Source organism: Streptomyces sp. DT190 (genome assembly GCF_049846985.1).
In the GTDB taxonomy this organism is placed as follows: domain Bacteria; phylum Actinomycetota; class Actinomycetes; order Streptomycetales; family Streptomycetaceae; genus Streptomyces.
Genome location: NZ_JBNCNM010000014.1, coordinates 228,057 through 254,651 on the forward strand (window position 1 = coordinate 228,057; position 26,595 = coordinate 254,651).

The 26,595-nt window shown below is 71.1% G+C and carries 28 protein-coding genes and 2 riboswitches; of the genes, 10 read left to right on the forward strand and 18 right to left on the reverse strand.

What is annotated here, in order from left to right:
* Positions 1–11: 11 nt before the first annotated feature.
* Genes ACPXCS_RS24485 through ACPXCS_RS24495 form a run of 3 tightly spaced genes read right to left on the reverse strand, consistent with a single transcriptional unit; the run spans position 12 to position 2,068 of the window.
* Entirely contained in the window at positions 12–710 is a 699-nt protein-coding gene (locus ACPXCS_RS24485) for an SDR family oxidoreductase (protein WP_425947620.1), read from the reverse strand.
* A gap of 18 nt (positions 711–728) precedes the next feature.
* Positions 729–1,268 (reverse strand): TIGR00730 family Rossman fold protein, encoded by a 540-nt coding sequence (locus tag ACPXCS_RS24490; protein ID WP_425947618.1) that lies wholly within the window; start codon positions 1,266–1,268, stop codon positions 729–731.
* A complete protein-coding gene (locus ACPXCS_RS24495; protein ID WP_425947616.1) occupies positions 1,265–2,068 on the reverse strand; it encodes a class I SAM-dependent methyltransferase in 804 nt (267 codons plus the stop codon). The genes ACPXCS_RS24490 and ACPXCS_RS24495 overlap by 4 nt, the downstream gene beginning before the upstream one ends.
* An 81-nt stretch (positions 2,069–2,149) precedes the next feature.
* On the opposite strand from ACPXCS_RS24495, the gene ACPXCS_RS24500 reads away from it, so the two are divergent.
* The gene (locus ACPXCS_RS24500; protein WP_425947614.1) at positions 2,150–2,473 is read left to right on the forward strand and encodes a DUF427 domain-containing protein; all 324 of its coding nucleotides are present in this window, start codon (positions 2,150–2,152) and stop codon (positions 2,471–2,473) included.
* Between the two features lie 61 nt (positions 2,474–2,534).
* Positions 2,535–3,317 (forward strand): alpha/beta fold hydrolase, encoded by a 783-nt coding sequence (locus ACPXCS_RS24505; protein WP_425947612.1) that lies wholly within the window; start codon positions 2,535–2,537, stop codon positions 3,315–3,317.
* 51 nt (positions 3,318–3,368) lie between these two features.
* Here the strand turns inward: ACPXCS_RS24505 and mnmA are convergent, their stop codons facing one another.
* Positions 3,369–4,499, reverse strand: a complete 1,131-nt coding sequence (mnmA, locus tag ACPXCS_RS24510) for a tRNA 2-thiouridine(34) synthase MnmA (RefSeq protein WP_425947611.1) — start codon at positions 4,497–4,499, stop codon at positions 3,369–3,371.
* Between the two features lie 60 nt (positions 4,500–4,559).
* Between mnmA and ACPXCS_RS24515 the strand changes: the two genes are divergently transcribed.
* The gene (locus ACPXCS_RS24515; RefSeq protein WP_425947610.1) at positions 4,560–5,225 is read left to right on the forward strand and encodes an N-acetylmuramoyl-L-alanine amidase; all 666 of its coding nucleotides are present in this window, start codon (positions 4,560–4,562) and stop codon (positions 5,223–5,225) included.
* Between the two features lie 59 nt (positions 5,226–5,284).
* Here the strand turns inward: ACPXCS_RS24515 and ACPXCS_RS24520 are convergent, their stop codons facing one another.
* The 3 genes from ACPXCS_RS24520 to ACPXCS_RS24530 form a co-directional block, all read right to left on the reverse strand.
* On the reverse strand, positions 5,285–6,454 hold the full coding sequence (locus ACPXCS_RS24520) for a cysteine desulfurase family protein (protein WP_425947609.1): 1,170 nt from the start codon (positions 6,452–6,454) through the stop codon (positions 5,285–5,287).
* A 140-nt stretch (positions 6,455–6,594) separates the two neighbouring features.
* Positions 6,595–6,861: a DUF4190 domain-containing protein gene (locus ACPXCS_RS24525; protein ID WP_425947607.1), complete on the reverse strand. Its 267-nt coding sequence runs from the start codon at positions 6,859–6,861 to the stop codon at positions 6,595–6,597.
* 38 nt (positions 6,862–6,899) lie between these two features.
* Entirely contained in the window at positions 6,900–7,064 is a 165-nt protein-coding gene (locus tag ACPXCS_RS24530; protein ID WP_425947605.1) for a hypothetical protein, read from the reverse strand.
* 116 nt (positions 7,065–7,180) lie between these two features.
* Between ACPXCS_RS24530 and ACPXCS_RS24535 the strand changes: the two genes are divergently transcribed.
* Positions 7,181–7,819: a TetR family transcriptional regulator gene (locus ACPXCS_RS24535; RefSeq protein ID WP_425947603.1), complete on the forward strand. Its 639-nt coding sequence runs from the start codon at positions 7,181–7,183 to the stop codon at positions 7,817–7,819.
* Between the two features lie 263 nt (positions 7,820–8,082).
* On the opposite strand, the gene ACPXCS_RS24540 is transcribed toward ACPXCS_RS24535, so the two are convergent.
* The 10 genes from ACPXCS_RS24540 to ACPXCS_RS24585 all read right to left on the reverse strand — a co-directional run bounded on the left by ACPXCS_RS24540 (position 8,083) and on the right by ACPXCS_RS24585 (position 19,366).
* The gene (locus ACPXCS_RS24540; RefSeq protein ID WP_425947602.1) at positions 8,083–8,943 is read right to left on the reverse strand and encodes a thioesterase family protein; all 861 of its coding nucleotides are present in this window, start codon (positions 8,941–8,943) and stop codon (positions 8,083–8,085) included.
* Between the two features lie 72 nt (positions 8,944–9,015).
* The gene (locus ACPXCS_RS24545; protein WP_425947600.1) at positions 9,016–9,690 is read right to left on the reverse strand and encodes a trimeric intracellular cation channel family protein; all 675 of its coding nucleotides are present in this window, start codon (positions 9,688–9,690) and stop codon (positions 9,016–9,018) included.
* 64 nt (positions 9,691–9,754) lie between these two features.
* Positions 9,755–10,876, reverse strand: coding sequence for an ABC transporter ATP-binding protein (locus ACPXCS_RS24550; protein WP_425947911.1), 1,122 nt, complete (start codon positions 10,874–10,876; stop codon positions 9,755–9,757).
* Positions 10,877–10,890: 14 nt separating this feature from the next.
* Positions 10,891–11,973, reverse strand: a complete 1,083-nt coding sequence (locus ACPXCS_RS24555) for an ABC transporter ATP-binding protein (protein ID WP_425947599.1) — start codon at positions 11,971–11,973, stop codon at positions 10,891–10,893.
* The gene (locus ACPXCS_RS24560; RefSeq protein WP_425947598.1) at positions 11,970–12,980 is read right to left on the reverse strand and encodes an ABC transporter permease; all 1,011 of its coding nucleotides are present in this window, start codon (positions 12,978–12,980) and stop codon (positions 11,970–11,972) included. The genes ACPXCS_RS24555 and ACPXCS_RS24560 overlap by 4 nt, the downstream gene beginning before the upstream one ends.
* Positions 12,981–13,071: 91 nt before the next feature.
* The gene (locus tag ACPXCS_RS24565) at positions 13,072–14,838 is read right to left on the reverse strand and encodes an ABC transporter substrate-binding protein (protein WP_425947597.1); all 1,767 of its coding nucleotides are present in this window, start codon (positions 14,836–14,838) and stop codon (positions 13,072–13,074) included.
* 8 nt (positions 14,839–14,846) lie between these two features.
* Complete coding sequence (locus tag ACPXCS_RS24570; protein WP_425947596.1) at positions 14,847–15,845, reverse strand: ABC transporter permease; 999 nt, start codon at positions 15,843–15,845, stop codon at positions 14,847–14,849.
* Positions 15,846–16,184: 339 nt separating this feature from the next.
* Positions 16,185–16,985 carry an enhanced serine sensitivity protein SseB C-terminal domain-containing protein gene (locus ACPXCS_RS24575; RefSeq protein ID WP_425947595.1) on the reverse strand — a complete coding sequence of 267 codons (801 nt, stop codon included), beginning with the start codon at positions 16,983–16,985 and terminating at the stop codon, positions 16,185–16,187.
* A gap of 140 nt (positions 16,986–17,125) precedes the next feature.
* On the reverse strand, positions 17,126–17,914 hold the full coding sequence (locus ACPXCS_RS24580; RefSeq protein ID WP_425947593.1) for an enhanced serine sensitivity protein SseB: 789 nt from the start codon (positions 17,912–17,914) through the stop codon (positions 17,126–17,128).
* A gap of 783 nt (positions 17,915–18,697) precedes the next feature.
* On the reverse strand, positions 18,698–19,366 hold the full coding sequence (locus ACPXCS_RS24585; RefSeq protein WP_425947591.1) for an AAA family ATPase: 669 nt from the start codon (positions 19,364–19,366) through the stop codon (positions 18,698–18,700).
* A 222-nt stretch (positions 19,367–19,588) separates the two neighbouring features.
* Positions 19,589–19,688, forward strand: a riboswitch (glycine riboswitch).
* A riboswitch (glycine riboswitch) is annotated at positions 19,689–19,806 on the forward strand.
* Between ACPXCS_RS24585 and gcvT the strand changes: the two genes are divergently transcribed.
* From gcvT to ACPXCS_RS24615, 6 genes are all read left to right on the forward strand, one after another.
* Complete coding sequence (gene gcvT, locus ACPXCS_RS24590; RefSeq protein ID WP_425947589.1) at positions 19,797–20,966, forward strand: glycine cleavage system aminomethyltransferase GcvT; 1,170 nt, start codon at positions 19,797–19,799, stop codon at positions 20,964–20,966. It overlaps the preceding riboswitch by 10 nt.
* A gap of 101 nt (positions 20,967–21,067) precedes the next feature.
* Positions 21,068–21,445 carry a glycine cleavage system protein GcvH gene (gene gcvH / locus ACPXCS_RS24595; RefSeq protein ID WP_425947587.1) on the forward strand — a complete coding sequence of 126 codons (378 nt, stop codon included), beginning with the start codon at positions 21,068–21,070 and terminating at the stop codon, positions 21,443–21,445.
* Between the two features lie 14 nt (positions 21,446–21,459).
* Entirely contained in the window at positions 21,460–22,722 is a 1,263-nt protein-coding gene (gene glyA, locus ACPXCS_RS24600) for a serine hydroxymethyltransferase (RefSeq protein WP_425947585.1), read from the forward strand.
* A 101-nt stretch (positions 22,723–22,823) separates the two neighbouring features.
* A complete protein-coding gene (locus tag ACPXCS_RS24605) occupies positions 22,824–24,191 on the forward strand; it encodes an L-serine ammonia-lyase (RefSeq protein WP_425947584.1) in 1,368 nt (455 codons plus the stop codon).
* Between the two features lie 103 nt (positions 24,192–24,294).
* Complete coding sequence (locus ACPXCS_RS24610) at positions 24,295–25,707, forward strand: MFS transporter (protein WP_425947582.1); 1,413 nt, start codon at positions 24,295–24,297, stop codon at positions 25,705–25,707.
* Between the two features lie 82 nt (positions 25,708–25,789).
* Positions 25,790–26,347: a glycoside hydrolase family 25 protein gene (locus tag ACPXCS_RS24615; RefSeq protein ID WP_425947580.1), complete on the forward strand. Its 558-nt coding sequence runs from the start codon at positions 25,790–25,792 to the stop codon at positions 26,345–26,347.
* Between the two features lie 30 nt (positions 26,348–26,377).
* On the opposite strand, the gene ACPXCS_RS24620 is transcribed toward ACPXCS_RS24615, so the two are convergent.
* The coding region (locus ACPXCS_RS24620; protein WP_425947578.1) for a transposase at positions 26,378–26,595 on the reverse strand (218 nt) is incomplete at its 5' end.

Sequence of the window (26,595 nt, forward strand, 5' to 3'; positions counted from 1 at the left end):
GGGCGCCGGGGTCAGGCGCCCGGCCGCACCGTCAGGTCGTTGACCTCGGCGTCGCGCGGCAGGTCCAGGGCCATCAGGATCGTCGTGGCCACCGACTCCGGGTCGATCCACTTCGAGGCGTCGTAGTCCTTGCCCTCCTGCTGGTGGACCTTGGCCTGCATGGGGGAGGCCGTGCGGCCGGGGTAGACCGAGGTGACCCGCACCCCGTTGCCGTGCTCCTCGTGGCGCAGCGCGTCGGCGAGGGCCTTCAGGCCGTGCTTGGAGGCGGCGTAGGCGGACCAGTCGGCGTGGGCGTTGAGGCCGGCGCCGGAGTTGACGAAGAGCACGTGGCCGCGGGCGGCGCGCAACTGGGGCAGGAAGTGCCGGGTCAGCTCGGCGGGGGCGACGAGGTTGACGTTGAGCTGGTGGCGCCAGGTCTTCGGGGTGAGTTCCCCGACCGGGCCGAGGTCGACGACCCCGGCGATGTGCAGCAGCGAGTCCACCCGGTCGGGCAGCGACTGGTGGGAGAAGGCCCAGGAGAGCTTGTCGGGGTCCGCCAGGTCGCCGACCAGGGTCCTGGCGCCCGGGAACCCGGCCGCGAGTTCCTTGGCGCGGCCCGCGTCGCGCGCGTGCAGCACGAGTTCGTCCCCGCGCGCGTGCAGCCGGCGGGCCACGGCCGCGCCGATGCCGGATCCGGCCCCGGTGATCACATGAGTAGCCATGACCGCCATGCTCGCATCAGGGCCGGGTCACGCGATGCCCCGGCTCTCCTCCAGGTAGGCCAGCGCCCCGACCGGCTCCTCGGCGAAGAACACCAGGTCGGTCAGCGGGCGGGGCAGGAAACCCTCGTCCTCCATGCGGCGGAACTGCTCCTTGAGGCCGTCGTAGAAGCCCGCGGTGTTGAGCAGGACCACCGGCTTGTCGGTGTGCCCGTGCTTCTTCAGCTCCAGGATCTCGGTCGCCTCGTCGAGCGTGCCCGTGCCGCCGACCATGACGACCACGGCGTCGGCCTTCTCCAGCAGGAGCCGCTTGCGCTCGGCGAGGTCCTCGGCGATCACCATCTCGTCGACGCCCTGGCGTGCCTTGGCCGCGAGGAACCGCACGGAGACGCCGGTCAGCCGGCCGCCCGACTCCTGCACCCCGTCGGCGACGACCTTCATCAGGCCGACGTCGGAGCCGCCCCACACGAGCGTGTGGCCGCCCTTGCCCAGCAGTTCGGCGAACTCCCGGGCGGGCCGGGTGTAGCGCTCGTCGAGGTCGGCGGCGGAGAGGAAGACGCAGATGTTCATGGACCCACCGTACGGGCCCGGTCGGCCGCCGCGGTCAGGCGCATCTTGGACTGCCGGTGCGGCAGCCGCTCCCAGTCGTCCATGAACCGGGCGGCCAGGCCGTGGCGCGCGGCGAGGCCGGTCAGGGTCCGCGTCCGGTAGTAGAAGTCCTCGTGCAGCACCTGGTGCTCCTCGCCCTCGGTGCGGTCGAACGTGAAGTCGAAGAACCCGCCGGGCGCGAGGATCCGCCCGACGTGCGCGAAGCACTCCTCGATGACGGGCAGCGGCGAGTGCGAGAAGACGCTGTGCGCGTGCACCACGTCGAAGTGCGCCTCGGGCAGGAAGTCGAAGGTCAGGTCGTCGGCGAGGGTGAGGTGGGGCAGCTTGGCCTGGAGCTTGTCGGCGACGAGGGTGTCCTGGGCGGCGAGCAGGATGTGCGGCGAGATGTCGATGCCGTAGTAGTGGCCGGTGTCGAGGTAGTCGATGAACAGCCGGCCGGCGCGCAGGTTGCCGCAGCCGATGTCCAGCATGCGGTGGTGCGGCCGCAGACCGTGTCCCACCAGGTACTCGAACTGCATGCGGCCGATGCGGTTCCACGCCTCGCGCGAGGGATTGTGTCCCACGGCCGCCTCCGCGCTGCGGGCCGTGTCCGAGGCCATCACGGCCCGGTAGTACGCGATGTGGTCGCGGTGGCGCAGCCGCAGCAGGGCGTCCCGCAGGAGGCGCCGGGCGTGCGCGGGCACGCGCTCGGGGTGGTGCAGGGCGTAGCGGATCTGATGGGCCAGGCTGCTGCGGTTCCTGACCGGTCGCGTGGCGCGCATCGGGGCCTCCTGCCCAGAGGGAAGAACTCAGCTTCAGCGTGCGCTGTACCGGGGGAGTCGGCTACCCAAGGAGGGGCGATCGTGACGACAGGGCACCGCATCACCGTCGAGCGGAGCGACCTGCACGTGCGCGTGGAGCGCGACGGGCAGGTCCTCGCCGAGAGCGACCGGCCGCTGGTCCTGCGGGAGACGGGCTGTCCGGAGCGGTACTACATCCCGCCCGAGGACGTGCGCCTGGACCTGCTGACCCCGTCCGGCACGCAGACGTACTGCCCCTTCAAGGGCACCGCGTCCTACTGGTCGGTGCCGGGCGCCGCGGACCTCGTCTGGGCGTATCCGGACCCCAAGCCGGACGTCGCCGAGATCAAGGACCACCTGTGCTTCTACGACGTGGAAGTGACGTGATCGGCTGACGCACGGCCCGCCTCACCCATGAACACCGTGCCGTGCGGCAGTCTCAACAGGCATGGACAAGAAGACTCTTTCGCGCGACGGCACCCGCATCGCCTACGAGAGCACCGGCCGGGGCCCCACGGTCGTCCTGGTGAGCGGCGCGATGTCGACGGGCGGCACGCTGGCGCCGCTGGCGGTGTCGCTGTCGGAGCGCTTCCAGGCCGTCGTGTACGACCGCAGAGGCCGCGGCGCCAGCGGGGACACCGCGCCCTACGCCGTGGAGCGCGAGGTCGAGGACCTGGCGGCGGTGATCGAGGCGGTGGGCGGCGAGGCGTTGCTGTACGGCATCTCGTCGGGCGGCGCGCTCGCCCTGGAGGCGGCGGCGAGCGGACTGCCGGTGCGGCGCGTCGCGGTGTACGAGACGCCGTTCGCGATGTCCGAGGAGGGCGCCGAAGAGCGCGCGGAGTACACCCGGCGGCTGACGGAGGCGCTCGGTGAGGGGCGGCGCGGGGACGCGGTCGAGCTGTTCCTGCGGCTGACCGGCCTGGCCGAGAGCGTGATCCAGAGCGCCCGCCAGTCCCCCATGTGGGCGGGCATGGAGGCGCTCGCCCCGAGCCTCGCCCACGACGACGCCGTCATGCGTGACGGCCGGGTCCCCCGGGAGCGGCTGGCCTCGGTCGGGGTCCCGACCCTGGCCGTGGCGGGCGACGCGAGCCCGGCCTGGCTGCGCGAGGCGGCCCGGGCCATCGCGGACTGCGTCCCGGACGGCTCGTACCGCACGCTGCAGGGGCAGACGCACATGGTGGAGCCGAACGTGCTGGCGCCGGTGCTGACGGAGTTCTTCAGCCGGGGCTGAGGACCGCCCGCCAGCGGCCGCGGTCCGGGCGGCGGCCGGGCGGGCGCGGGGTCAGGCGACGCCCGCCGTCGCCCTCGTGGTCGACGCGATCGTCGCCGACCCCACCACGCGCGTGCCGTCGTACAGCACGATCGCCTGGCCGGGGGCGACCCCGCGGACCGGCTCGGCGAAGGAGACCTCCAGGGAGCCGTCGACGAGCTCGGCGGTCACCTCGGTCTCGCCGCCGTGGGCGCGCAGCTGGGCCGTGTAGGTGCCGGGGCCGGTGGGGGCGGCGCCGCACCAGCGCGGCTTGATCGCCCGCAGCCCGGTGACGTCGAGGGCGTCGGCCGGGCCGACCGTCACCGTGTTGTCCACCGGGGAGATGTCGAGGACGTAGCGGGGCTTGCCGTCGGCGGCGGGCGTGCCGATGCGCAGTCCCTTGCGCTGGCCGATCGTGAAGCCGTACGCGCCCTCGTGGGTGCCCAGCTTGTTGCCCGCCTCGTCGACGATGTCGCCCTCGGCCTTGCCCAGCCTCCGCGCGAGGAAGCCCTGGGTGTCGCCGTCGGCGATGAAGCAGATGTCGTGCGAGTCGGGCTTCTTGGCGACGGCCAGGCCCCGGCGCTCGGCCTCGGCGCGGATCTCGTCCTTGGTGGTGACCGTGTCGCCGAGCGGGAACAGCGCGTGGGCGAGCTGCCGGTCGTCGAGCACGCCGAGGACGTACGACTGGTCCTTGGCCGTGTCGGAGGCGCGGTGCAGCTCACGGGTGCCGTCCTCGCGGACGATCACCTTGGCGTAGTGGCCCGTGCAGACCGCGTCGAAGCCGAGCGCGAGCGCCTTGTCCAGCAGCGCGGCGAACTTGATCTTCTCGTTGCAGCGCAGGCAGGGGTTGGGGGTGCGGCCGGCCTCGTACTCGGCGACGAAGTCCTCCACGACGTCCTCGCGGAAGCGGTCGGCGAGGTCCCACACGTAGAACGGGATGCCGATGACGTCGGCGGCGCGGCGGGCGTCGCGCGAGTCCTCGATGGTGCAGCAGCCCCGCGCGCCCGTGCGGAAGGACTGGGGGTTGGCGGAGAGCGCGAGGTGGACGCCGGTCACGTCGTGGCCCGCCTCGGCGGCGCGGGCCGCGGCGACGGCGGAGTCGACTCCGCCGGACATGGCGGCCAGGACGCGGAGGGGGCGGGGGCGCTGCGGGGTGTCAGTCATAACCCCTCCAGGGTAAGGGGGCGCGGGAACCAGGACCCGCGGGTATCCGTTGACGATCACATGGGACAGGGGAAGGCTCCGAAGGACGGCGACCGCAGGGTCGGGCGTCGCGCGTTGCTGATCGGCGGTGCGGCGGCCGCGGCGGGCACGGCCGTGCTCGCCCGGGACGAGCTGGCGCGGCTGTGGTGGCGCACCCCGGGTGTGGAGAAGCCGCGCAAGGAGGGCGAGGTCGACTTCACGGGCGCCCGCTGGGTGGCGGCGTCGGACGCGAACTGGCGGCGCGCGGACCGGCCCGACGACTTCGGCATAGACATGGTGATCGTCCATGTCACGCAGGGCAGCTTCGACAGCGCGGTGAAGGCCTTCCAGGACCCGGGGCACAAGGCGGCCACGCACTACATCGTCGGCCAGGACGGGCACGTCACGCAGATGATCCGCGAGCTGGACGTGGCGTATCACGCAGGCAACCGCGACTACAACGAACGCAGTGTCGGCATCGAGCACGAGGGCTTCGTGGACCGCCCGCAGGACCTCACGGACGAGATGTACGAGGCGTCGGCGCGCCTGACCGCCCGGATATGCGCGCGGTACGGCATCCCCGTGGACCGCGAGCACATCATCGGCCACGTGGAGGTGCCGGGCACGGACCACACGGACCCGGGGCCGCACTGGGACTGGGACAGATACATGCGGCTGGTGCGCCGGGCGCGCACGGCACCCGCCTGACCGTCCCGGCCGGCGTCACAGGAGGAGGGGGACGAGGGCGTCGGCGTCGGCGTTCGGGCCTACGTCAGCCCCGCCACCCGTGCCCGTTCCACCGCCGGGCCGATGGCCTTGGCCAGGGCCTCGATGTCGGCCTCGGTGGAGGTGTGGCCGAGGGAGAAGCGGAGGGTGCCGCGGGCCAGGTCGGGGTCGGTGCCGGTGGCGAGGAGGACGTGGCTGGGCTGGGCGACGCCCGCGGTGCAGGCGGAGCCGGTGGAGCACTCGATGCCCTGGGCGTCGAGCAGGAGCAGCAGGGAGTCGCCCTCGCAGCCGGGGAAGGTGAAGTGCGCGTTGGCCGGAAGACGCCCCTGCGGGTCCGGGTCGCCGCCGAGGATCGCGTCCGGCACGGCCGAGCGGACCGCGGCGACCAGCGAGTCGCGCAGGGCGCCGATCTCGCGGGCGAACCACTCGCGCTGCTCGGCGGCCAGCCGCCCGGCGACGGCGAAGGAGGCGATGGCGGGCACGTCCAGGGTGCCGGAGCGCACATGCCGTTCCTGGCCGCCGCCGTGCAGGACGGGCACGGGGGTGTGCTCGCGGCCGAGGAGCAGCGCGCCGATGCCGTAGGGCCCGCCGATCTTGTGGCCGGAGACCGTCATCGCGGCGAGGCCGGAGGCGGCGAAGTCCACCGGGATCTGGCCGAAGGCCTGGACCGCGTCGGAGTGCAGGGGGACTCCGAACTCCGCGGCGACCTCGGCCAGTTCGCTGATCGGCAGGATCGTCCCGATCTCGTTGTTGGCCCACATGACGGTGGCGAGGGCCACGTCGTCGGGGTCGCGGGCGATCGCCTTGCGCAGGGTGTCCGGGTGGACGCGGCCGTGGGCGTCGACCGGCAGGTACTCGACGGTGGCGCCCTCGTGTTCGCCGAGCCAGTGCACGGCGTCGAGGACGGCGTGGTGCTCGACGGGGCTGGCGAGGACCCGGGTGCGGGCCGGGTCGGCGTCGCGGCGCGACCAGTACAGGCCCTTGACGGCGAGGTTGTCGGCCTCCGTGCCGCCCGAGGTGAAGACGACCTCGCTGGGGCGGGCGCCGAGGGCCTCGGCAAGGGTCTCGCGGGCCTCCTCGACGGTGCGGCGGGCCTGCCGGCCGGATGCGTGGAGGGAGGACGCGTTGCCGGTGGCACCCAGCTGGGCGGTGAACGCCTCAACCGCCTCCGGGAGCATCGGGGTGGTCGCGGCGTGGTCGAGGTAAGCCATGGTGAGCCCGATTCTACGGCTCCCCTTCCGCGGCCCTCAGATCAAGGTTGGCCGAACGCGAACCGCTGTCCGGCGCGGCGGTGGCCCGTCGTCCCCGGGCCCGGCCGCGGCCGGCCGGCCGGTGAGCGGCCGACGGCGGCTCAGAAGCTCCAGGAGATCGTGCTGTCGAACTGTGCGAAGGCCGCGAGGACCAGCAGGTCGGCGACGCCCAGACCGAGACCGAGCAGGGCACGGCCGCGGCGCTCGGTGCCGCGCCACAGGGCGACGCTCGCCAGCACGATGGCGATCGGGCCGAGGAAGACGTTGAGCACGAGCAGACCGAGCAGACCGAGGACGAAGGACGCGACGGCCATGCCGTCGGTGTCGCGGATGCCGGTGCGGCGCGAGGCCGGAGCGGTGAGCTGCATGGTGATCTACTCCTGTCGTCGGGACGGAGGCGCGGTGGTCAGTGGGCCTGCGGGTGGCGCCGGCGGTTGCGCTCACGCATCGCGAAGATGCCGAGCCAGACGGCGATGACGGCACCGAGGGCGAGGGAGAAGCCGAGCGGCGCGTGGGCCACGGTGCCCAGGACGAACCCCAGCAGCAGGAGTGCGGCGACGATGAACAGCATGGGAAACAGCCCCCAGGATTTCGGTGAACGAGTGTGGTTACAGTTGTTCACTGACTTCCCAGTCTAGCCCCTCTCATGACTTTGCAATTCCAGAGAACAGTTGTTAACTGCATGGTATGAGTCACACCCTCGGCATCCGGCAGGCCCAGAAGCAGAAGACCCGGCAGGCCCTCCTGGACGCGGCCCTGGGGCTGCTGGAGGACCAGAGCCTGAGCAGCCTCGGGCTGCGCGAGGTCACCCGCGCCGTCGGTGTCGCCCCGACCGCCTTCTACCGCCATTTCCGCTCCACGGCGGACCTGGGCGTCGCCCTGGTCGAGGAGGCGCTGGGCAGCCTGCACCCGATGGTCCGGACGACGGTGTCCGGGACGGGTGACCAGGAGGAACGCATCACGCGCGCCATCGAATTGATCGCCCGTCACGTCGACGGGTACCCCGCACATGTCCGATTCATCGCCCGTGAACGACATGGCGGAGTCCAGCCGGTCCGGGAGGCCATACGGGACCAGCTGTCCCGCTTCGCCGGGGAGGTCAAGGACGAACTGGCCGAGGACCCGGCGTCCGAGGGCTGGAGCGAGGACGACCTGCTGATGCTCGCCCAGCTCTACGTCGACCAGATGCTGATCACGGCGTCGCTCTTCCTGGAGGCGCACGAAGGGCCCCAGGAGGCGCGCGAGGAGCGGAAACGGGAGGTCGCCCGGGTGGCGGCCCGCCAGATGCGGCTGATCGGCCTCGGCCGCCACCACTGGCTGGATTGAGCCGCCAGGCACAAATCCCCGGGTGCGCGGTCCCGTTCGCGAGTACGGGCGCAATGTCCGGGGCATGCCGGCCCGTTCGCGAGTACGCGCACAACCCCCGGGGGCGGCGCGCCCGTTCACCGAGCGCGCCGCCCGGTCCTTCACAGGGCGGACCGAGGAGAGCCCTGAGCGGCTCCCGCTGCGGCGGCCTGCGGCTCGGGCGACTCGTCGTCCTCCGGCAGCGGCGGCGGATCGGGCAGCGGGCCCTGCCGCAACGGCCGGGTTCAGCCCAGTCTGACCCGCGCCAGCTGACGGGACTGCGCCACCAGCCGGTCCGCGCTGTCCCACACCTCCGCGTCCTCCTCCAGGAAGCCGCCGGCCAGGTTGCGCGTGGCGATCGACACGCGCAGCGGGCCCGGCGCCGGGCGGCAGCGCACGTGCACGGTCAGCTCGACGGTCGGCACCCAGCCCTTCAGGCCGAGTTCGAAGGCGGTGGGCGGCAGGGCGTCCACCGCGAGCAGCAGCGAGAGCGGGTCGGGGTCGCGACCGTCCTTGAGCCCGAACCAGGCCCGCATCTCGCCCTTGCCGGAGGGCTGCCCGAGCGCCCAGCCCAGGGTCGACGGGTCGAGCTTGAGCATCAGCCGGTCGGCGATGGCCGAGCTGCCCTCGACGGGGGCGGGCCCGTCCTCCGGGCCGAAGCAGTGCTCGATCGGCGGGATCGCGGGCGGCCGGGCCGTCGTGCGGACGTCGTCGGGCAGGGTGTCCAGGTCGCCGTAGGAGGCCAGCACGCGGATGCGCTCGACCTCGCGGCCGTCGTCGTCGTACTGCAGGAGCGAGGCCTGGCCGGTCGACAGGGTGCGGCCGGTGCGCACGACGTCCGTGCGGACGACCGCCGGGCCTGGCCGGGACGCGGTCAGGTAGTGCGCCGAGATGGTGAAGGGGTCGGCGTGCGGCAGGGCGTCCGCGAGCGCTCGACCCAGGACGGCCAGCAGGTAGCCGCCGTTGACGGCGCTGATGATCGTCCAGCCGGCGGAGAGGTCGATGTCGTAGACGCCGGGCGCGCGGCGGGTGAGCGCGGTGTCGCGGTCGAACTCGCTGTCGCCGATCGTGGCCCGGACGGCCGGGGCGGAGGCTGCTTCTGGCATGGCTGAACAGTACAAGAAGTTACTACTAAGCGGTAGCTTTTCCTTGCGGGCGGGAGGCGGGCGCCCGTCCCGTCACGGCAGGACGGGCTGCTCCTCCTCGCTCACCGTCGACCGCCGGTGCCAGGCCCGCGGGGCTCGCCAGTGGAACCGCATCGCCAGCAGGCGCAGGACGAACGCGGTGACCACCGCGAGGGAGCTGGTGAGCGGGTTCAGGGCGTCGTAGCGGAGGCACAGCGCGACCAGGGCCGAGCCGACGATCGCGGGGACCGCGTACAGGTCGCGGTCCCAGCGCAGCAGGGAGGGCACCTCGTTGGCGAGGACGTCCCGCAGCACGCCGCCGCCGACCGCGGTGGTCAGCCCCAGGCCGGCGGAGGCGGTCAGGCCGAGCCCGTACTCGTACGCCTTGATGGTGCCTGCGACGCAGAACAGGCCGAGGCCGGCCGCGTCGAACACGTTCACGGCGACCTGGATGCGCTCCACCTGCGGATGCAGGAAGAACACGAGCAGGGTGGCGAGCAGCGGCGTGAGGAAGTACCCCAGGTCCGTGAAGGCGGCGGGCGGCACGGCCCCGATGACCAGGTCACGGAAGAGCCCGCCGCCCAGCGCGGTCACCTCGGCGAGTACGGCCATGCCGAAGACGTCGAAGTTCTTGCGCACGGCCAGCAGGGCGCCGGAGATCGCGAAGACGAAGATGCCGATCAGGTCGAGCGTGTGCTGGACGGAGGGGCTGAAGAGTTGCTGGAGCACCCGAGCATTTTCCCCCACGGGTGAGCCCCCGCCCTGATGTGCGAGGGCGGGGGCTCGGGGGGAGTCACTTCTCCGCGGGGGTGGCGTCGCCGCTGCCGGCGGCGACCTCCTTGGCCGAGGACAGCAGCTCGGTGTCCTGCGGCTGCTGGTCCTCGAAGTTCTCCGGGTGGTGGCAGGCCACGCGCTGCCCGGCCCGCAGCTCCACCAGCGGCGGCTCGGTGGTCTTGCAGATCTGCGTCGCCTTCCAGCACCGCGTGTGGAAGCGGCAGCCGCTCGGCGGCGCGATCGGCGAGGGCACGTCGCCCTTGAGCAGGATGCGCTCGCTCTTGACGCCCCGGCGCTTGGGGTCCGGGATCGGCACGGCCGACAGCAGGGCCTTGGAGTACGGGTGCATCGGCGACTTGTACAGCTTGTCGCGGTCGGCCAGCTCGACGATCTTGCCGAGGTACATCACCGCGATCCGGTCCGAGACGTGCCGGACGACGGACAGGTCGTGCGCGATGATCACGTACGTCAGGCCGAGTTCCTGCTGGAGGTCGTCGAGCAGGTTCACCACCTGGGCCTGGATCGACACGTCCAGCGCGGAGACCGGCTCGTCGGCCACCACGAGCTTGGGGTTCAGCGCGAGCGCGCGGGCGATGCCGATGCGCTGGCGCTGACCGCCGGAGAACTCGTGCGGATAGCGGTTGTAGTGCTCGGGGTTGAGGCCGACCACCGACAGCAGCCGCTGGACCTCCTTCTTCACCCCGCCCTCGGGCTCGACACCCTGGAGCCGGAAGGGGGCGCCGACGATCGTGCCGATCGTGTGCCGGGGGTTCAGCGAGGAGTACGGGTCCTGGAAGATCATCTGCACGTCGCGGCGCATCGGGCGCAGGTCGCCGACGCCGAGGTGCGTGATGTCCCTGCCCTCGAACTCGACCGTGCCGCCGGTCGGTTCGAGCAGCCGGGTGATCAGCCGGCCCATGGTGGACTTGCCGCAGCCCGACTCGCCGACGACGCCGAGCGTCTCGCCCTTGCGGACCTCGAAGTCGATGCCGTCGACGGCGCGCACCGCACCGGTCTGCCGCTGGAGCAGGCCCTTGCGGATCGGGAAGTGCTTCTGCAGGCCGGTCACCTTCAGCAGGACCTCGCCGTCGGCGGTGGTGTCCTTGGTGAGGGTGCTGCCGCTGGTGTCCGGTTCGCTCACCGTTTTGTCGTCGCTCACAGCTTCGGCGCAATCTCTTCGGTCCAGATACGCTCCCGCTGCTCCTGGCTCATGTGGCAGGCGGCCCAGTGCGAGCCGCCGACCTCGGTCAGCTCGGGGCGGACCGTGCGGGTGACGTCGTCCTTCGGGATGTCCGCGTACGGGCAGCGCGGGTGGAAGGCGCAGCCGGACGGGAGGTTGATCAGGGAGGGCGGCGCGCCCTTGATCGGGATGAGCCGGTCGGTCTCCTCACGGTCCAGCCGCGGCATCGAGCCGAGCAGGCCCCAGGTGTAGGGGTGCCGGGGCTCGGAGAACACGGCCTCGGCGGGACCGCGCTCCACGCACCGGCCGCCGTACATGACCAGCAGGTCGTCGGCCATCTCGGCGACCACACCCAGGTCGTGGGTGATCATGATGACCGCGGAGCCGAACTCCTTCTGCAGGTCGTGGATCAAATCCAGGATCTGCGCCTGCACGGTGACGTCCAGGGCGGTGGTCGGCTCGTCCGCGATGAGCAGCTCGGGGTTGTTCACCAGGGCCATGGCGATCATGGCGCGCTGGCGCATACCGCCGGAGAACTCGTGCGGGTAGCTGTCGACGCGCTTGGCGGGCTCGGGGATGCCGACCCGGTCGAGCATCTCGATCGCGCGCTGCTTGGCGGCCTTCTTGGTCACGTCGTGGTGGACGCGGTACGCCTCCACGATCTGCTGCCCGACCGAGTAGTAGGGGTGCATCGCCGACAGCGGGTCCTGGAAGATCATGGCCATCTTCCGGCCGCGCAGCCGCCGCACCTCGTCGGGGTCGGCCGCGATCAGCTCCTGGCCGTCGAGCCAAACCTCGCCGGTGACCTTGGCGCGCGCCGAGCGGTGCAGGCCCATCACGCCGAGCGAGGTGACGGACTTGCCGGAGCCGGACTCGCCCACGATGCCCAGGGTCTTGCCCTTGCGCACGTCGAAGCTGACGCCGTCGACCGACTTGACCAGGCCGTCGTCGGTGTCGAAGTGGATGCGCAGGTCGCGGACGGACAGGAACACGTCGTCCGGGACGGACGGGGCGGTGGTGTCCGGTTCGCCGAGCGCGGCTTTGTCGAGCTTGCTCACGAGTACCTCACCCGGGGGTCGATGGCGGCGTACACCAGGTCGACGATCAAGTTGCAGAAGACGATGAAGAACGCGGCGACCAGGGTCACGCCCATCACGATGGGCAGGTCGTTGTCCTTGATGGCCTGGACCGAGTAGGCGCCGATGCCCTGCAGGGAGAACACGGTCTCGGTGAGCACCGCGGTGCCGACGAGGGTGCCGAAGTCCATGCCGAAGATGGTGACGATCGGGGTGAGGGCGGAGCGCAGGCCGTGCTTGGTCACGACCGTGGTCTCCTTCAGACCCTTGGCCCTGGCCGTGCGGATGTAGTCCTCGCTCATCGTCTCCAGCATGCCCGCCCGGGTGAGCCGGGCGTAGAGCGCGGAGAACAGGAAGGCGAGGCTGATCCAGGGCAGCATCAGATGCCAGGCCCATTCGGCCGGGTTCTCGGTGAAGGGGACGTAGTCGATGCTGTCCCAGACGGGGATCTCGTAGACGAAGAGCGCGAGCAGGATCTGGCCCGTGAAGAAGATCGGGAGCGAGACGCCGGCGAGCGCGATGAACATGGCGAAGCGGTCGATCGGCTTGCCCTTGCGCAGGGCCGAGATGACACCGGTCGTCACACCGGAGATCACCCAGATCACCGCCGCACCGACAGCCAGCGAGAAGGAGACCGGGATCCGCTGCTCCAACTGCGGCCACACTTCGATATGGCTCTTGAAGGAGTACCCGAAGCAGGGTGCGCTGCAGTGCGTCGCCTCGGGACCGAACCGGTAGTCGGCACCCGCCACGAGGCCCTTGATGAAGTTCCAGAACTGCTCGTAGACGGGCTGATCCAGTCCCAGGTTCTTCTTGATCGCGGCGACGGACTCGGGGTTCGCGTCCTTGCCGACGTACTGGGTGGCCAACTGATCGGCCGTCTGGCCCCCGAGACGGGGCACCAGGAAGAAGATGGCGAAGGTGACTGCGCTGACCACCAGCAGCAACAGCACCGCGCCCATGACGCGTCGGAGGATGTACGCAGCCACAGCTGTACGGCCCCGGGTGGCCGCGGCGGGGTCGTCCGCCGCGGCCACCCGGTGCCTTCACCTGCCTTTCGAAAGGATCCGGCCTGCTGACTTACTTCGCGGAGCTCATCAGCAGGTAGTCGTACATGCCGAGGTAGGCCTGCGTGACCGTGACGTTGCTCGCGGACGTGGGCCGCAGCAGCAGGTTCTTGCGGTAGACCAGCGGGACGACCGAGGCGTTGTCGAGGACCATCTTGTCGATGTCGCCCCAGGCCTTGGTGCGGGCCGCGTCGTCGGTGTTGGCGATCGCGTCCGTCAGGGCCTTGTTGATCTTCGGGTCGTCCAGCTCCATCAGGTTGTTGCCGCCGGAGGGCTTGATGGCGGCACCGTTGATGATCTGGTCGAGGAAGCCGTAGCCCGTCGGCCAGTCGGCGCCCCACGCCATCGAGAGCATGCCCAGCTTGTTCTTGTGGACGTAGGACGGGACACCGGCGAAGTTGGAGAAGTACTTGCCGGAGGGGAACTGCTTGATCTCGATGTTGATGCCGATCTTCTTCAGCGACGCCTGGACGGCCGTGGCGGCCGCGACCTCGGCGGGCCGGTCCGAACGGGCCGTGAGGATCGTGTCGAAGCCGTTCGGCTGACCGCAGGCCTTCAGTTCTTCCTTGGCCTTGGCGGCGTTGCCCTTGTGGCCCTCGCTCGCGTAGGTGTCGAACTTGGTGTAGCCGTTGACCGACGGGGGCAGCAGCGTGGTGGCCACGTCACCCTTCGGCGAGCCGCCCATGGCGTCCAGGACGGACTGCTTGTCCAGACCCCACTGGACGGCCTTGCGGCAGTGCTCGTTGTCGAACGGCTTCACGTTGACGTTGAGCGCGATGTACTGCGTGGCGCCCGCGTAGGAGCTGTCCGTCTGGCCGGCGAGCTTGCCGCGCAGGACCTTCGGCTGGGTCTGCGGCTGCACACCGGTGCCGGCCGCGTCAGCCGTGATCTTGTCGGAGATCAGGTTGTTGTCGACCGTGACCGGGTTGACCTTGAACTTGATCGAGATCTTGTCCGGCAGGGCCTTGCGGATCGGGTCCGTCTTGGGGTCCCAGTTCTTGTTGCGCACGAGGGTGGCGCCGCGGCCCTCCTCGTAGGACTGGAACTGGTACGGGCCGGAGGACTGGATGGCCTGCACGTACTTCGCGCCGGTGTCCTTCGCCTTCGGCACGGGAGCCGTCTGCGAGAACGTCGCCAGGTAGTCGAAGTCCGCGAACGGCTGCTTCAGCTTGAAGACGATCGTGCGGTCGTCCGGCGTCTCGATGGACTTGATGCCGTCGGCCGACTTGTCCTTGTACGGACCCTGGTACTTGTCGCCGCCCTCGAGGTAGGCCTTGAAGTACGTCGGGCCGTTCGAGAGTGCCTCGGGCGCGAAGTTGGAGCGCTCGATGGCGTACTTGACGTCCTTGGACGTCACCGGGGTGCCGTCCTGGAACTTCACTCCGGCACGCAGCTTGTACGTCCAGGTCTTGGCGTCCGGGCTGGACTTGCCGAGTCCTTCGGCGAGGTCCGGCACGACCTCCAGGCCTTCCTTGCCCGCCGCCGGCTTGAACGTGGTGAGCGTCCGGCCGTAGAGGCGGGAGAAGTTCTGGACCCAGCCGTAGTACGTGTTGCCCGGGTCGAGGGAGTCCGGCACGTCCGAGTGCTCGTACGTGACCGTCCCTCCCTTCTTGTCCGACGCGTTGACGATCGAGTTCAGCGCGGCGTCCTTCTTGCCGTTGCCTCCCCCGTCGTTGTCGTCACCACCGCCGCCGCACGCGGCAGCTCCCAGCGACAGTGCCAGGACCGACGCAACGCCGGCGGTCACCCTTCTCGTCTTCACCTGAGGAAGCCCCCTCATTCGATGGATCACTTGCTGCGAGGGTCGAGGGCGTCACGCAGCCCGTCACCCAGCAGGTTGAAGGCCAGGACGGTGATGAAGATCGCCAGTCCGGGCACGAACATGTACTGCGGATCAGCCGTGTAGAGATCCACAGCGTTGCTGAGCATGCCGCCCCAGGAGGCCTGCGGCGGAGCGATACCGACGCCGAGGAAGCTCAGCGCGGCCTCGAACAGGATGTTCGTCGGGATGATCAGCGTCGCGTAGACGAGGATCGGCGCGACGAGGTTCGGCAGGAGCTCCCGGAACAGGACGTACGGGCCGCGCGCCCCGAGGCTCGTGGCGGCCTCGATGAACTCCCGCTTGCGCAGGGTCATCGTCTGCGCCCGCACGATCCGGCCGATGTACGGCCAGCTGAAGAAGCCGATGACGAAGATCAGCACGCAGATGCGCAGGGACAGGCCGTCGAGACCGAAGAAGCCGTCCTGCACCGAGGCGGAGATGGAGATGGCGAACAGCAGCAGCGGGAACGCCAGGAAGGTGTCCATCAGCCTGCTGATGACGCTGTCGACCCAGCCGCCGTAGTACCCGGCGATCACGCCGAGGACCGTGCCGATGACCACGGACAGCAGCGTGGCGCCGCCCGCGACCAGCAGGGAGACCCAGGAACCGTCGATGATGCGGGCGAGCATGTCACGGCCGTACTGCGGGTCCACGCCCAGCGGGTGGTCCCAACTCATGCCGCCCCAACCGCCCTTGGGGGCGAGCAGCGCGGGGTCGATGAGGTCCTGGTTGAACTTGTTGGGATCGAGGTCGAAGATCCACTGGATCGGCTTGGAGAACACCGCCATCAGCGTGAGCAGGATGACGACGACGCCACCGGCCATCGCCACCTTGTCCCGCTTGAAGCGCATCCAGGCGATCTGGGTGAGCGAGCGCCCCTCGATCTGGCTCTTCTTGACCCCGGAGAGCACGGCCTCGGGCTGTGCTCCGGCTTCCGCCCCGGTGGTCTCGATCGGTGCGGTCACGGTGCGATTGACCCCTCTCGGGCCGGCGATCGCCTAGCCCCTGGCTGCCGCTGTAGCGGTTTTGTTTGTCTCGTACACGAGACCGACGGCCCGTGTCTTGCCGGGAGTCTTCAACGCTTTGGCGATCTGTTGCCAGACTTGACGGTGAAAGGATGCGTAAACGTGATGCTGTCTGGGGAGTTCCGTTATCCGGACAACGGGTAACAGGGGTCGGACGCGTTGAGCTAGGGGCATTTTAGGACATTACCCGGAAATTCGCCCTTATCTACGCGCGGAGAGCTGAGCCGACGTCGCTTTTTGTGGGGGTGGGGAACCGGCCTGGGCGGGGTCCCGGGCGGCTCAGTACCTGCCCTGGGCGGGCGGGTAGCCGTAGCCGGACGCGGGGGCCTGGACGGGGGCGGTGGCGTGCGCCTCGCGGTCGTAGAACGGGCGGGCGTAGGCGCGCAGCCACATGGCGACCGGGTCGTGCTCGTCGGACATCGCGACGGTGGAGACGGGCAGCCCGTCCGGCACGGCGCCGAGGGACTGCTGCATCATCGCCCGCACGGAATCCACGGCCGGCGGCGAAGTGTCGTACACGTCCAGTCCGATGGCGAGGTACGGCGCGCCCAGGGCGGGCTGCACCCAGGCGCGGCGCAGCGCGCGGACGGCCGGGGTGCGGTGCGCGTTCTGCGCGAGCAGGGCGTAGAACTGCGGGACCTCGATGGCCGGTTCGGACAGCCGCAGCGGTCCGGCGGGCTGGCGGTCCAGGCCCGTGGCGATCCTGCGCAGGTCCAGCCAGGGGATGCCGACGCCGCCGCCCGGGGCGTGCGGGTTGAGCCAGAGGCCGTAGTGGTCGGGGTAGAGCGCGCGGGCCACGTCGACGCCGTCGACCACCTCGTACGAGCGGTTCCAGCCGCTGGCCGAGAGCTCCTGGGCGGAGGTCACGCAGGGGGCGTAGCCGTGGCCGTCGACCTCCATGTTCCCGTACTGGGCGTCCGGGGAGCCGGCCTGGCCGTGCCACAGGAGCATCCAGATCTGGCCGGTGTGCGGGGTCGCGAGTGCGCGCAGGAGTGCCTCGTAGGCGTCGTAGCGCCCGGGCGTGACCTGGCGCAGCATGTGCTCGACCTGTCCGGCCGCGGCCGTGCCGCTCGCGCTCACCCTTTACCGCCCCTTCGTACAACGCCTCGACCGTGACCTAGCTTAAGCCCGCCCACCGGCTCGGGACTCGTTCCCGTACGGGCGGTGCGGTTCCGTCCGCGGCGTGCGGCGCGGTTCCCCGCGTCCGAAGGTGCGCCGGCCTACCGCTGGTAGAAGGGCCGGACCCGGCCGCGCATCCAGTCGCCCACCGGGTCCTGGGCCACGTCCAGCAGGACGAGGTTGACGGGCCAGGGCGCCGGGGACCTGGTCACGGCCCGGGTGAGTGCCTCCAGGGGCAGGGCCCGCAGGTCGCCTTCCCACTGCGAGAGTTCGACGCCCACGAACATCACGGGGTCGGCGGTCTCGATCGCGGCGAGACAGCGGCGGGCGGTGAGCACGACGCCGATCGCCTCGAACTCGGCGGAGGCGGCGGCCAGGAAGTCCACCGGGTCGTCCTGCCAGTCGGGCTCGAAGAGGCGGACCCGGCCGCCGCTCGTGGGGCCGTCCAGCGGGGTGCGGCCTGCCCGGCACAGCTCCGCGACGGCGGGGGGCGGCAGGGGTGTGCCGACCACGCCCCCGGGGTTGATGACGATTCCCGCGTGTGGGGGCAGGCCGCGGGCGAACTCCACGGCGGGCGCGATGGTGTACGCCATGTGCGCTCCGGCGACCAGGCGGAACTGCTCCTCGGAGCTGAACACCGGCACGAACGCCTGGCCCTCGATCTCGACGGCGGGCAGGTCGAGGGGGCCGCTGTTCGGGCCGCCGCCGCTGGGGAGCGGGACCCAGACGAAACTCCGTCCGAGCACCTCGACGATCCGGCCGCCGGCCGCCGGTCCGGCGCCGAGGGCGGCCGAGAGCACCTCCTCCAGCTCGTTGCCGGGCCAGCCACCGTGCGGGTGGGTCTGCGTCTGCGCCGGGAAGTCCGCGGAGAAGTCCGCCGGGAAGTCCATCTGCCTACCGCCTGCCTGAAACCACTGCTGAGTGCGAAAAGGCTAACGGCTCGGGGGGAGGGAGTGACCGGGCCGGGCGGACCGGCTCACGGCCCGGGACCGGCCGCCGGTCCACGGCCGGAGTTCCGGTCGACGCCCTCGGCGGCTCCGTCCACCGGTCACCGGCCCACGACGCGCGTTCCGGTTGCCGCGCACGGCCGGTCCGCCCGCCGGCCGCCGGCCCACGACGCGGGTGCGACGGTCACCGGACTACAGCGCGAGTTCCGGTCGCCGTCCACGACCGATCCGCCCACCGGCCGCCGGCCCACGACACGGGTGGTGCGACGGTCACCGGACCACAACGAGAGATCCGGTCGCCGTCCACGACCGATCCGCCCACCAGCCACCGGCCCACGACACGGGTGCGCCGGTCACCGGACCACAGCACGAGATCCGGTCGCCGTCCACGACCGATCCGCCCACCAGCCCCCGGCCCACGACACGGGTGCGCCGGTCACCGGACCACAGCACGAGTTCCGGTCGCCGTCCACGACCGATCCGCCCGCCGGCCGCCGGCCCACGACGAGGGTCTGCCGGTCCCCGGCCCACGGTGCGTGTTCCGGTTGGCGTGGCCCGCCGGTCCGTTCGCCGGTCGCCGGCCTGCGACGAGAGGCTGCCGGTCAGCCCGTACGGATCGGCTCGCGCCGTCCGGGCCGTCGTGCACCGGGGCCGCGCCGGGACCGCTACCGCGTCACTTCAGCCACAGTCGCGAGCCGCTCGGTTCGTCCCGCGCCCCCGGCCGCGTCACCCCGTGAAGCCGATCCGGCGGAGCGTGTTCGCCGTCTCCCGGTCGGCGAGGACGGCCGAGCCGCAGCCGGAGGGGAGGTCGCCCTGCTCCACGGCGCGCAGCAGGCGGGTCGTGGCCGCGCGGTGGCGCAGGAACGCGTAGCGCGAGACGCCCCGGCCCCGGTCGCGCTGGCCCGCCAGGGCCTGCTCGGGGGTGACGTCGAGGAGGAGCAGGTGCAGCGTGCCGCCCCGGCGGCGGGCCTCACGGGCGAGCCAGCGGCGGACCCAGGCCTGCGTGCCGCAGTCGTGCACCACGATCCCCTCGCCGGAGCGCAGTGCCCGGCGCAGCCCCGCGTAGTGGGCGAGACGGACCAGCGGGCGGTAGGTCGCGTAGGGCAGGAAGCGCGGCATGCGGCGCTCCCAGCGGTCGCGGGTGTCCTGGGAGTCGACGCGCCGGCCCGGCACGGTGCGCCGCATCAGCGTGGACTTGCCGCTGCCCGGCAGGCCCGTGACCACGACCAGGTCCCGGGGTCCGAACAGCAGCGCGCGCGGGCCGCGGCCGGGGCGGTCGCGCAGATCGCGGACGACCGGCGCCGGCACCGGGCCGCGGGCCGCCCCGGCCGGCACCACCGGCTGCTCGGGCAGCGCGATGCCCGTGGTCGTGGCGTACGCCCTGGTCCTGTTCACCGTGATCGTCCTCCCCTGGGGCCAGGTACGGAGTCCCATCCCCGCCGAGTGTAAAGAGAAGGTAATGCCGCAGGCCTCTCATTTCCGTACTCTTCCTGCAACAGGGCTGCTACAGGTCGCTGTGTCCGACGCGCGGGACTCGTGCACTCCCTGTGAAAGGTCCCCCTGCCGCGCCGGAAGGATGCGTGCAATGATGTGCGCGCCAACTGCATACCGGCCGTTTGAATCCGCGCGGGAGAGTTCCCAGCACCGCTGACGCTGGGGCGCCGAAGGAGCAAGTCCCTCCCTTGAATCTCTCAGGCCCCGTTACCGCGCGGGCGAGGCACATCTGAAAAGCGGGCCCTCCCCTGCCCCCGGCAGGCCGGCTCCACCCAAGGTGCAAGCCATGGACCAGCGCGGTCATGGCGAACCTCTCAGGTTCCGATGACAGATGGGGAGGAACGACCTCGCCCGTCATCGCCTTGGGAGACAACGGACTGTGAGCAGTACAGGAGAACTCCGTCACACCGCGCTCGATGCCCTGCATCGTTCGCTGGGTGCGACGATGACCGACTTCGCCGGCTGGGACATGCCCCTGCGCTACGGCTCCGAGCGCGACGAGCACCTCGCCGTGCGCACGAAGGCCGGGCTGTTCGACCTCTCCCACATGGGTGAGATCACCGTCACCGGCCCGCAGGCCGCCGCCCTCCTCGACTTCGCCCTGGTGGGCAACATCGGCGGGGTGAAGCCGGGCCGCGCCCGCTACACCATGATCTGCCGGGCCGACGGCGGCATCCTCGACGACCTGATCGTCTACCGCCTGGGCGAGACCGAGTTCATGGTCGTCGCCAACGCCTCCAACGCCCAGGTCGTGCTGGACGCGCTGACCGAGCGCGCCGCCGGCTTCGACGCCGAGGTGCGCGACGACCGGGACGCCTACGCGCTCATCGCCGTGCAGGGCCCCGAGTCGCCCGCGATCCTGAAGTCCCTCACGGACGCCGACCTCGACGGGCTGAAGTACTACGCCGGTCTGCCCGGCACGGTCGCCGGGGTCCCGGCCCTGATCGCCCGCACCGGCTACACCGGCGAGGACGGCTTCGAGCTGTTCGTGAAGCCGGAGCACGCCGTCGAGCTGTGGCAGGCGCTGACCAAGGCCGGCGAGGGCGCCGGGCTGGTCCCGTGCGGTCTGTCCTGCCGCGACACGCTGCGCCTGGAGGCCGGCATGCCGCTGTACGGGCACGAGCTGAGCACCTCCCTGACGCCCTTCGACGCCGGTCTCGGCCGTGTGGTGAAGTTCGAGAAGGAGGGCGACTTCGTGGGGCGCGAGGCCCTGCGCGAGGCCGCCGCCCGGGCCGAGCAGAACCCGCCGCGCGTGCTGGTCGGACTGGTCGCCGAGGGCCGCCGGGTGCCGCGCGCCGGGTACGCGGTCGTCGCCGGCGGCGAGGTGGTCGGCGAGGTCACCTCCGGCGCCCCCTCCCCCACCCTGGGCAAGCCGATCGCCATGGCCTACGTGGACGCCGCGCACGCCGCGCCCGGCACGCCCGGCGTGGGCGTGGACATCCGGGGCAGTCACGAGCCGTACGAGGTCGTGGCGCTGCCGTTCTACAAGCGGCAGAAGTAGACACTGGCCGCAGGCCGCGGCAACGGCCTGCGCGACCGTCGTCCCAGCTGGACACCAGTCCCCTTTCACAGCACTCCCGCGCGTACAGGAGAATTCAGGCCATGAGCAACCCCCAGCAGCTGCGTTACAGCAAGGAGCACGAGTGGCTGTCGGCCGCCGAGGACGGCGTGTCGACGGTCGGTATCACCGAGCACGCGGCCAACGCGCTCGGCGACGTCGTGTTCGTCCAGCTTCCCGAGGTCGGTGCCACGGTGTCCGCGGGCGAGACCTGCGGCGAGCTGGAGTCGACCAAGTCGGTGTCCGACCTGTACTCCCCGGTCTCCGGTGAGGTCACCGAGGTCAACGAGGACGTCGTGAACGACCCGTCGCTGGTGAACTCGGCCCCCTTCGAGGGCGGCTGGCTGTTCAAGGTGCGCGTCACGGACGAGCCGGGCGACCTGCTCTCCGCCGACGAGTACACCGCGTTCTCCGCCGGCTGAGGGGTCGTAGCCGCATGTCCGTCCTGAACACACCCCTGCACGAGCTCGACCCGGCCGTGGCCGCCGCAGTCGACGCCGAGCTGCACCGCCAGCAGTCCACGCTGGAGATGATCGCCTCCGAGAACTTCGCCCCGGTGGCGGTCATGGAGGCGCAGGGCTCGGTCCTGACCAACAAGTACGCCGAGGGCTACCCGGGCCGCCGCTACTACGGCGGCTGCGAGCACGTCGACGTGGTCGAGCAGATCGCGATCGACCGGGTGAAGGAGCTGTTCGGCGCCGAGCACGCCAACGTGCAGCCGCACTCCGGCGCCCAGGCCAACGCGGCGGCGATGTTCGCGCTGCTCAAGCCGGGCGACACCATCATGGGTCTGAACCTCGCCCACGGCGGGCACCTGACCCACGGCATGAAGATCAACTTCTCCGGCAAGCTCTACGACGTCGTCGCCTACCACGTGGGCGAGGACGGCCGGGTCGACATGGCCGAGGTCGAGCGGCTCGCCAAGGAGTCCCGGCCGAAGCTGATCGTGGCCGGCTGGTCGGCCTACCCGCGGCAGCTGGACTTCGCCGAGTTCCGCCGGATCGCGGACGAGGTCGGCGCGTACCTGATGGTCGACATGGCCCACTTCGCCGGGCTGGTCGCGGCCGGGCTGCACCCCAACCCGGTGCCGCACGCGCACGTGGTCACCACCACGACCCACAAGACCCTCGGCGGTCCGCGCGGCGGTGTGATCCTCTCCACGGCCGAACTGGCCAAGAAGATCAACTCCGCCGTCTTCCCCGGTCAGCAGGGCGGTCCGCTGGAGCACGTGGTCGCCGCCAAGGCCGTCGCGTTCAAGGTCGCCGCCTCGGAGGACTTCAAGGAGCGCCAGCGCCGTACGCTGGAGGGTGCCCGCATCCTGGCCGAGCGTCTGGTGAAGGACGACGTCCGGGCCGTGGGCGTGGACGTCCTGTCCGGCGGCACGGACGTGCACCTGGTCCTGGTCGACCTGCGCCACTCGGAGCTGGACGGTCAGCAGGCCGAGGACCGCCTCCACGAGGTGGGCATCACCGTCAACCGGAACGCGATCCCGAACGACCCGCGTCCGCCGATGGTGACGTCGGGTCTGCGGATCGGCACCCCGGCCCTGGCCACCCGCGGCTTCCGGGCCGAGGACTTCACCGAGGTCGCGGACGTCATCGCCGAGGCGCTGAAGCCGTCGTACGACGCGGAGGCCCTCAAGGCCCGGGTGAAGGCCCTGGCCGACAAGCACCCGCTGTACCCGGGTCTGAACAAGTAGCGCCGGACAACGGCCGCGAAGAAACCTTTCGGGTGCCGTGCCGCCACAAGCGGCGCGGCGCCCACCCCCTCTGCACCACCCCCGTAGTCAGGAGTCACCCCGTGGCCATCTCGGTCTTCGACCTGTTCTCGATCGGCATCGGCCCGTCCAGCTCCCACACCGTCGGCCCGATGCGGGCGGCCGGCCTGTTCGTCCGGCGGCTGCGCAACGAGGAGCTCCTCGGTTCCGTCGCCTCGGTCCGAGCGGAGCTGTACGGCTCGCTCGGCGCGACCGGGCACGGCCACGGGACCCCCAAGGCGGTCCTGCTCGGCCTGGAGGGCGAGTCCCCGCGCACCGTGGACGTGGAGACGGCCGACGAGCGGGTGGAGGCGATCAGGACCGGCGGGCGGCTGAACCTGCTCGGCGAGCACGAGATCGCGTTCTCCTTCGACGACGACATGGTCCTGCACCGCCGCAAGGCCCTGCCGTACCACGCGAACGGCATGACCCTGTGGGCCTACGACGCCTCGGGCGCGGAGCTGCTGACCAAGACCTACTACTCGGTCGGCGGCGGCTTCGTCGTCGACGAGGACGCGGTCGGCGCGGACCGCATCAAGCTCGACGACACCGTGCTGAAGTACCCCTTCCGCACGGGTGACGAGCTGCTGCGCCTGGCCCGGGAGACCGGCCTGTCCATCTCGGCGCTGATGCTGGAGAACGAGCGGGCCTGGCGCACCGAGGAGGAGATCCGCGAGGGCCTGCTGGAGATCTGGCGCGTGATGCAGGCCTGCGTGGCGCGCGGCATGTCCCGCGAGGGCATCCTGCCGGGCGGTCTGAAGGTGCGCCGCCGGGCCGCCAACACCGCGCGCAAGCTCCGCTCCGAGGGCGACCCGCAGGCCCTGTCGATGGAGTGGATCACCCTCTACGCCATGGCCGTGAACGAGGAGAACGCGGCCGGCGGCCGGGTCGTCACCGCCCCCACCAACGGCGCGGCCGGCATCATCCCGGCGGTCCTGCACTACTACATGAACTTCGTGCCGGGCGCCGACGAGGAGGGCGTGGTCCGCTTCCTGCTCGCCGCGGGCGCGATCGGCATGCTCTTCAAGGAGAACGCCTCCATCTCCGGCGCCGAGGTCGGCTGCCAGGGCGAGGTCGGCTCCGCCTGCTCCATGGCCGCGGGCGCGCTGGCCGAGGTGCTCGGCGGCTCGCCCGAGCAGGTCGAGAACGCCGCCGAGATCGGCATGGAGCACAACCTGGGCCTCACCTGCGACCCGGTCGGCGGCCTGGTCCAGATCCCGTGCATCGAGCGCAACGGCATGGCCGCGGTCAAGGCCGTCACGGCCGCCCGCATGGCGATGCGCGGCGACGGCTCGCACAAGGTGTCCCTGGACAAGGTCATCAAGACGATGAAGGACACGGGCGCGGACATGTCCGTGAAGTACAAGGAGACGGCCCGGGGCGGGCTGGCGGTGAACATCATCGAGTGCTGACGCCCCATCGGCGCGGCGTCTCACATCGCGAGAAGCCTGTACCGCGAAACAAGATGGCTGACATCGTTGCACCAGCCATGTTTCACGCGTGAAAGACCGAGCGATGCCCGCACCAGCCACCGGTTCAGCCCCGACGCCCGCCAATCCGAGGTCCCGGGTCCTCGTCGCCAGCCTCATCGGCACGACGATCGAGTTCTACGACTTCTACATCTACGCGACCGCGGCGGTGCTCGTCTTCCCGACGCTGTTCTTCCCGAGCAGCGACCCGACCACCGCGCTGCTGTCGTCCTTCGCGGTCTTCGGCGCCGCGATGGTCGCCCGGCCCGTCGGCGCCGTGGTCTTCGGGCACCTCGGCGACCGGCTCGGCCGCAAGAAGACGCTCGTCGTCTCCCTGCTGACCATGGGCATCGCCACGTTCCTCATCGGCCTCCTGCCCACCTACGCCCAGGCCGGCTGGGTGGCCACCGCGCTGCTCGTGCTGATGCGGCTCGCGCAGGGCTTCGCGCTCGGCGGGGAGTGGAGCGGCGCCGCCCTGGTCGCCACCGAGAACGCCCCCAGCGGCAAACGCGCCCTGTACGGCACCTTCCCGCAGCTGGGCGCCCCGCTGGGCTTCATCATCGGCAACGGCCTGTTCCTGGTCATGGGCGCGCTGCTGCCCTCCGAGGCCGGTGCCGACCCCTCGCAGCCCTCCGACGCCTTCCTCACCTGGGGCTGGCGCGTGCCCTTCCTGTTCTCCGCCGTGATGGTCGCCATCGGCCTGTGGGTGCGCTCCCGGCTCGTCGAGTCGGCGGTGTTCACCAGGACCCGCGCCTCGGGCGGGGTGCGGCGGCTGCCCCTGGCCACCGTGGTGCGCGGCCACGGCAGGCAGCTCGTCCTGGGCACCTTCATCATGCTGGCGACCTACGTGCTCTTCTACCTGATGACCACGTTCTCGCTGAGCTACGGCCGCGCGGCCGAGGACGCCGCCGTGCCCGGACTCGGGTACGACTACACCACCTTCGTCCTGATGATGATCTTCGGGGTGCTGTTCTTCGCCGCCTTCACCCTGGTCTCCGGCCCGCTCGCCGACCGGTACGGGCGGCGCACCACCCTGCTGTGGATCACGGCGGCGATCGTGGTCTTCGGGCTCGTCTGGGCACCGCTGATCGGCCTGGGCACCCTCGGCGTGGTGCTGTGGCTGGTGCTCGGCTTCACCCTGATGGGCTTGACGTTCGGCCCGATGGGCGCGCTGCTGCCCGAGCTGTTCCCGACCAGCGTGCGCTACACCGGTTCCGGCATCTCGTACAACGTCAGCTCGATCCTGGGAGCGGCGGTCGCCCCGTTCATCGCCGTGGCGCTGTGGGAGGCGGGGGACGGCTCGCCGCGGCTGGTCGGGGTCTACCTGTCGGCGATGGCCGTGCTCACGCTGATCGCGCTGTTCCTCGGCAAGGAGACCAAGGACCTCTCCCTGGACGACGGCGAGGCCGCCGGCGCCGGCGACCCGGGCCCCGCCGTGACCGCCTCCGGCCGAAGTTGACGTTTCGACGTCCGGCCGCAGCGGCCCGTGCCATGGTGGTGGGCACCAACTCCCCACCCCCACAGCACCACAGGGAGCCCCCATGCTGCGCGGCATCGACGTGAGCGCCTACCAGTCCTCCTCGTACGACACCGACGGCCTCTCCTTCGTCTTCGTGAAGGCGACGGAGGGGCGTTCGTACGTCAACCCCCGGCTGGCCGCCCAGACCAAGCGGGCGCGGGACGCCGGGCTGGTCGTCGGCTTCTACCACTTCCTGTGGCCCGGCAACCTCACCGCCCAGGCCGAGTACTTCGTCGGCAGGGCCCCCGACCGGGCGGGCGACATCCTCGCCGTCGACTGGGAGACGACCGGCGACGGCACGCACGCGAGCAACGCGGAGAAGGACCGGTTCATCCGGAAGGTGAAGGAACTCCGGCCCGGCAACCGGGTGGTGCTCTACTGCAACCGGCACTTCTGGCTCAACGTCGACACCACCTCCTACGCGGGCGACGGGCTGTGGATCGCCGACTACGTCTCCGCGGGCAAGCCCCGCATCAAGGCGAAGTGGCGCTTCCACCAGTACACCGACGACCCGCTGGACAAGAACGTGGCCACCTTCGAGAGCAAGGCGGCGCTGCGCACCTGGGCCGCGGACGCCTGATCCGTCACGGCCTAGGTAGCGTCTTGTCGATCACGCTTCGAGCCGGATGAGTGTGCTGGCCAGGGTGATGGCGGCGAGGTAGCGGTCGGAACGCTTGTCGTATCGGGTGGCGATGCCCCGCCACTGCTTGAGGCGGTGGAAGCAGCGTTCGACGACGTTGCGGCGTCGGTGGGCGGCTTTGTCGAAGCCGCAGGGCTGTTGGCGGCGCCGTCGTCGGCCCGCGAGCTGGTCGACGCGTTCGGGGATGG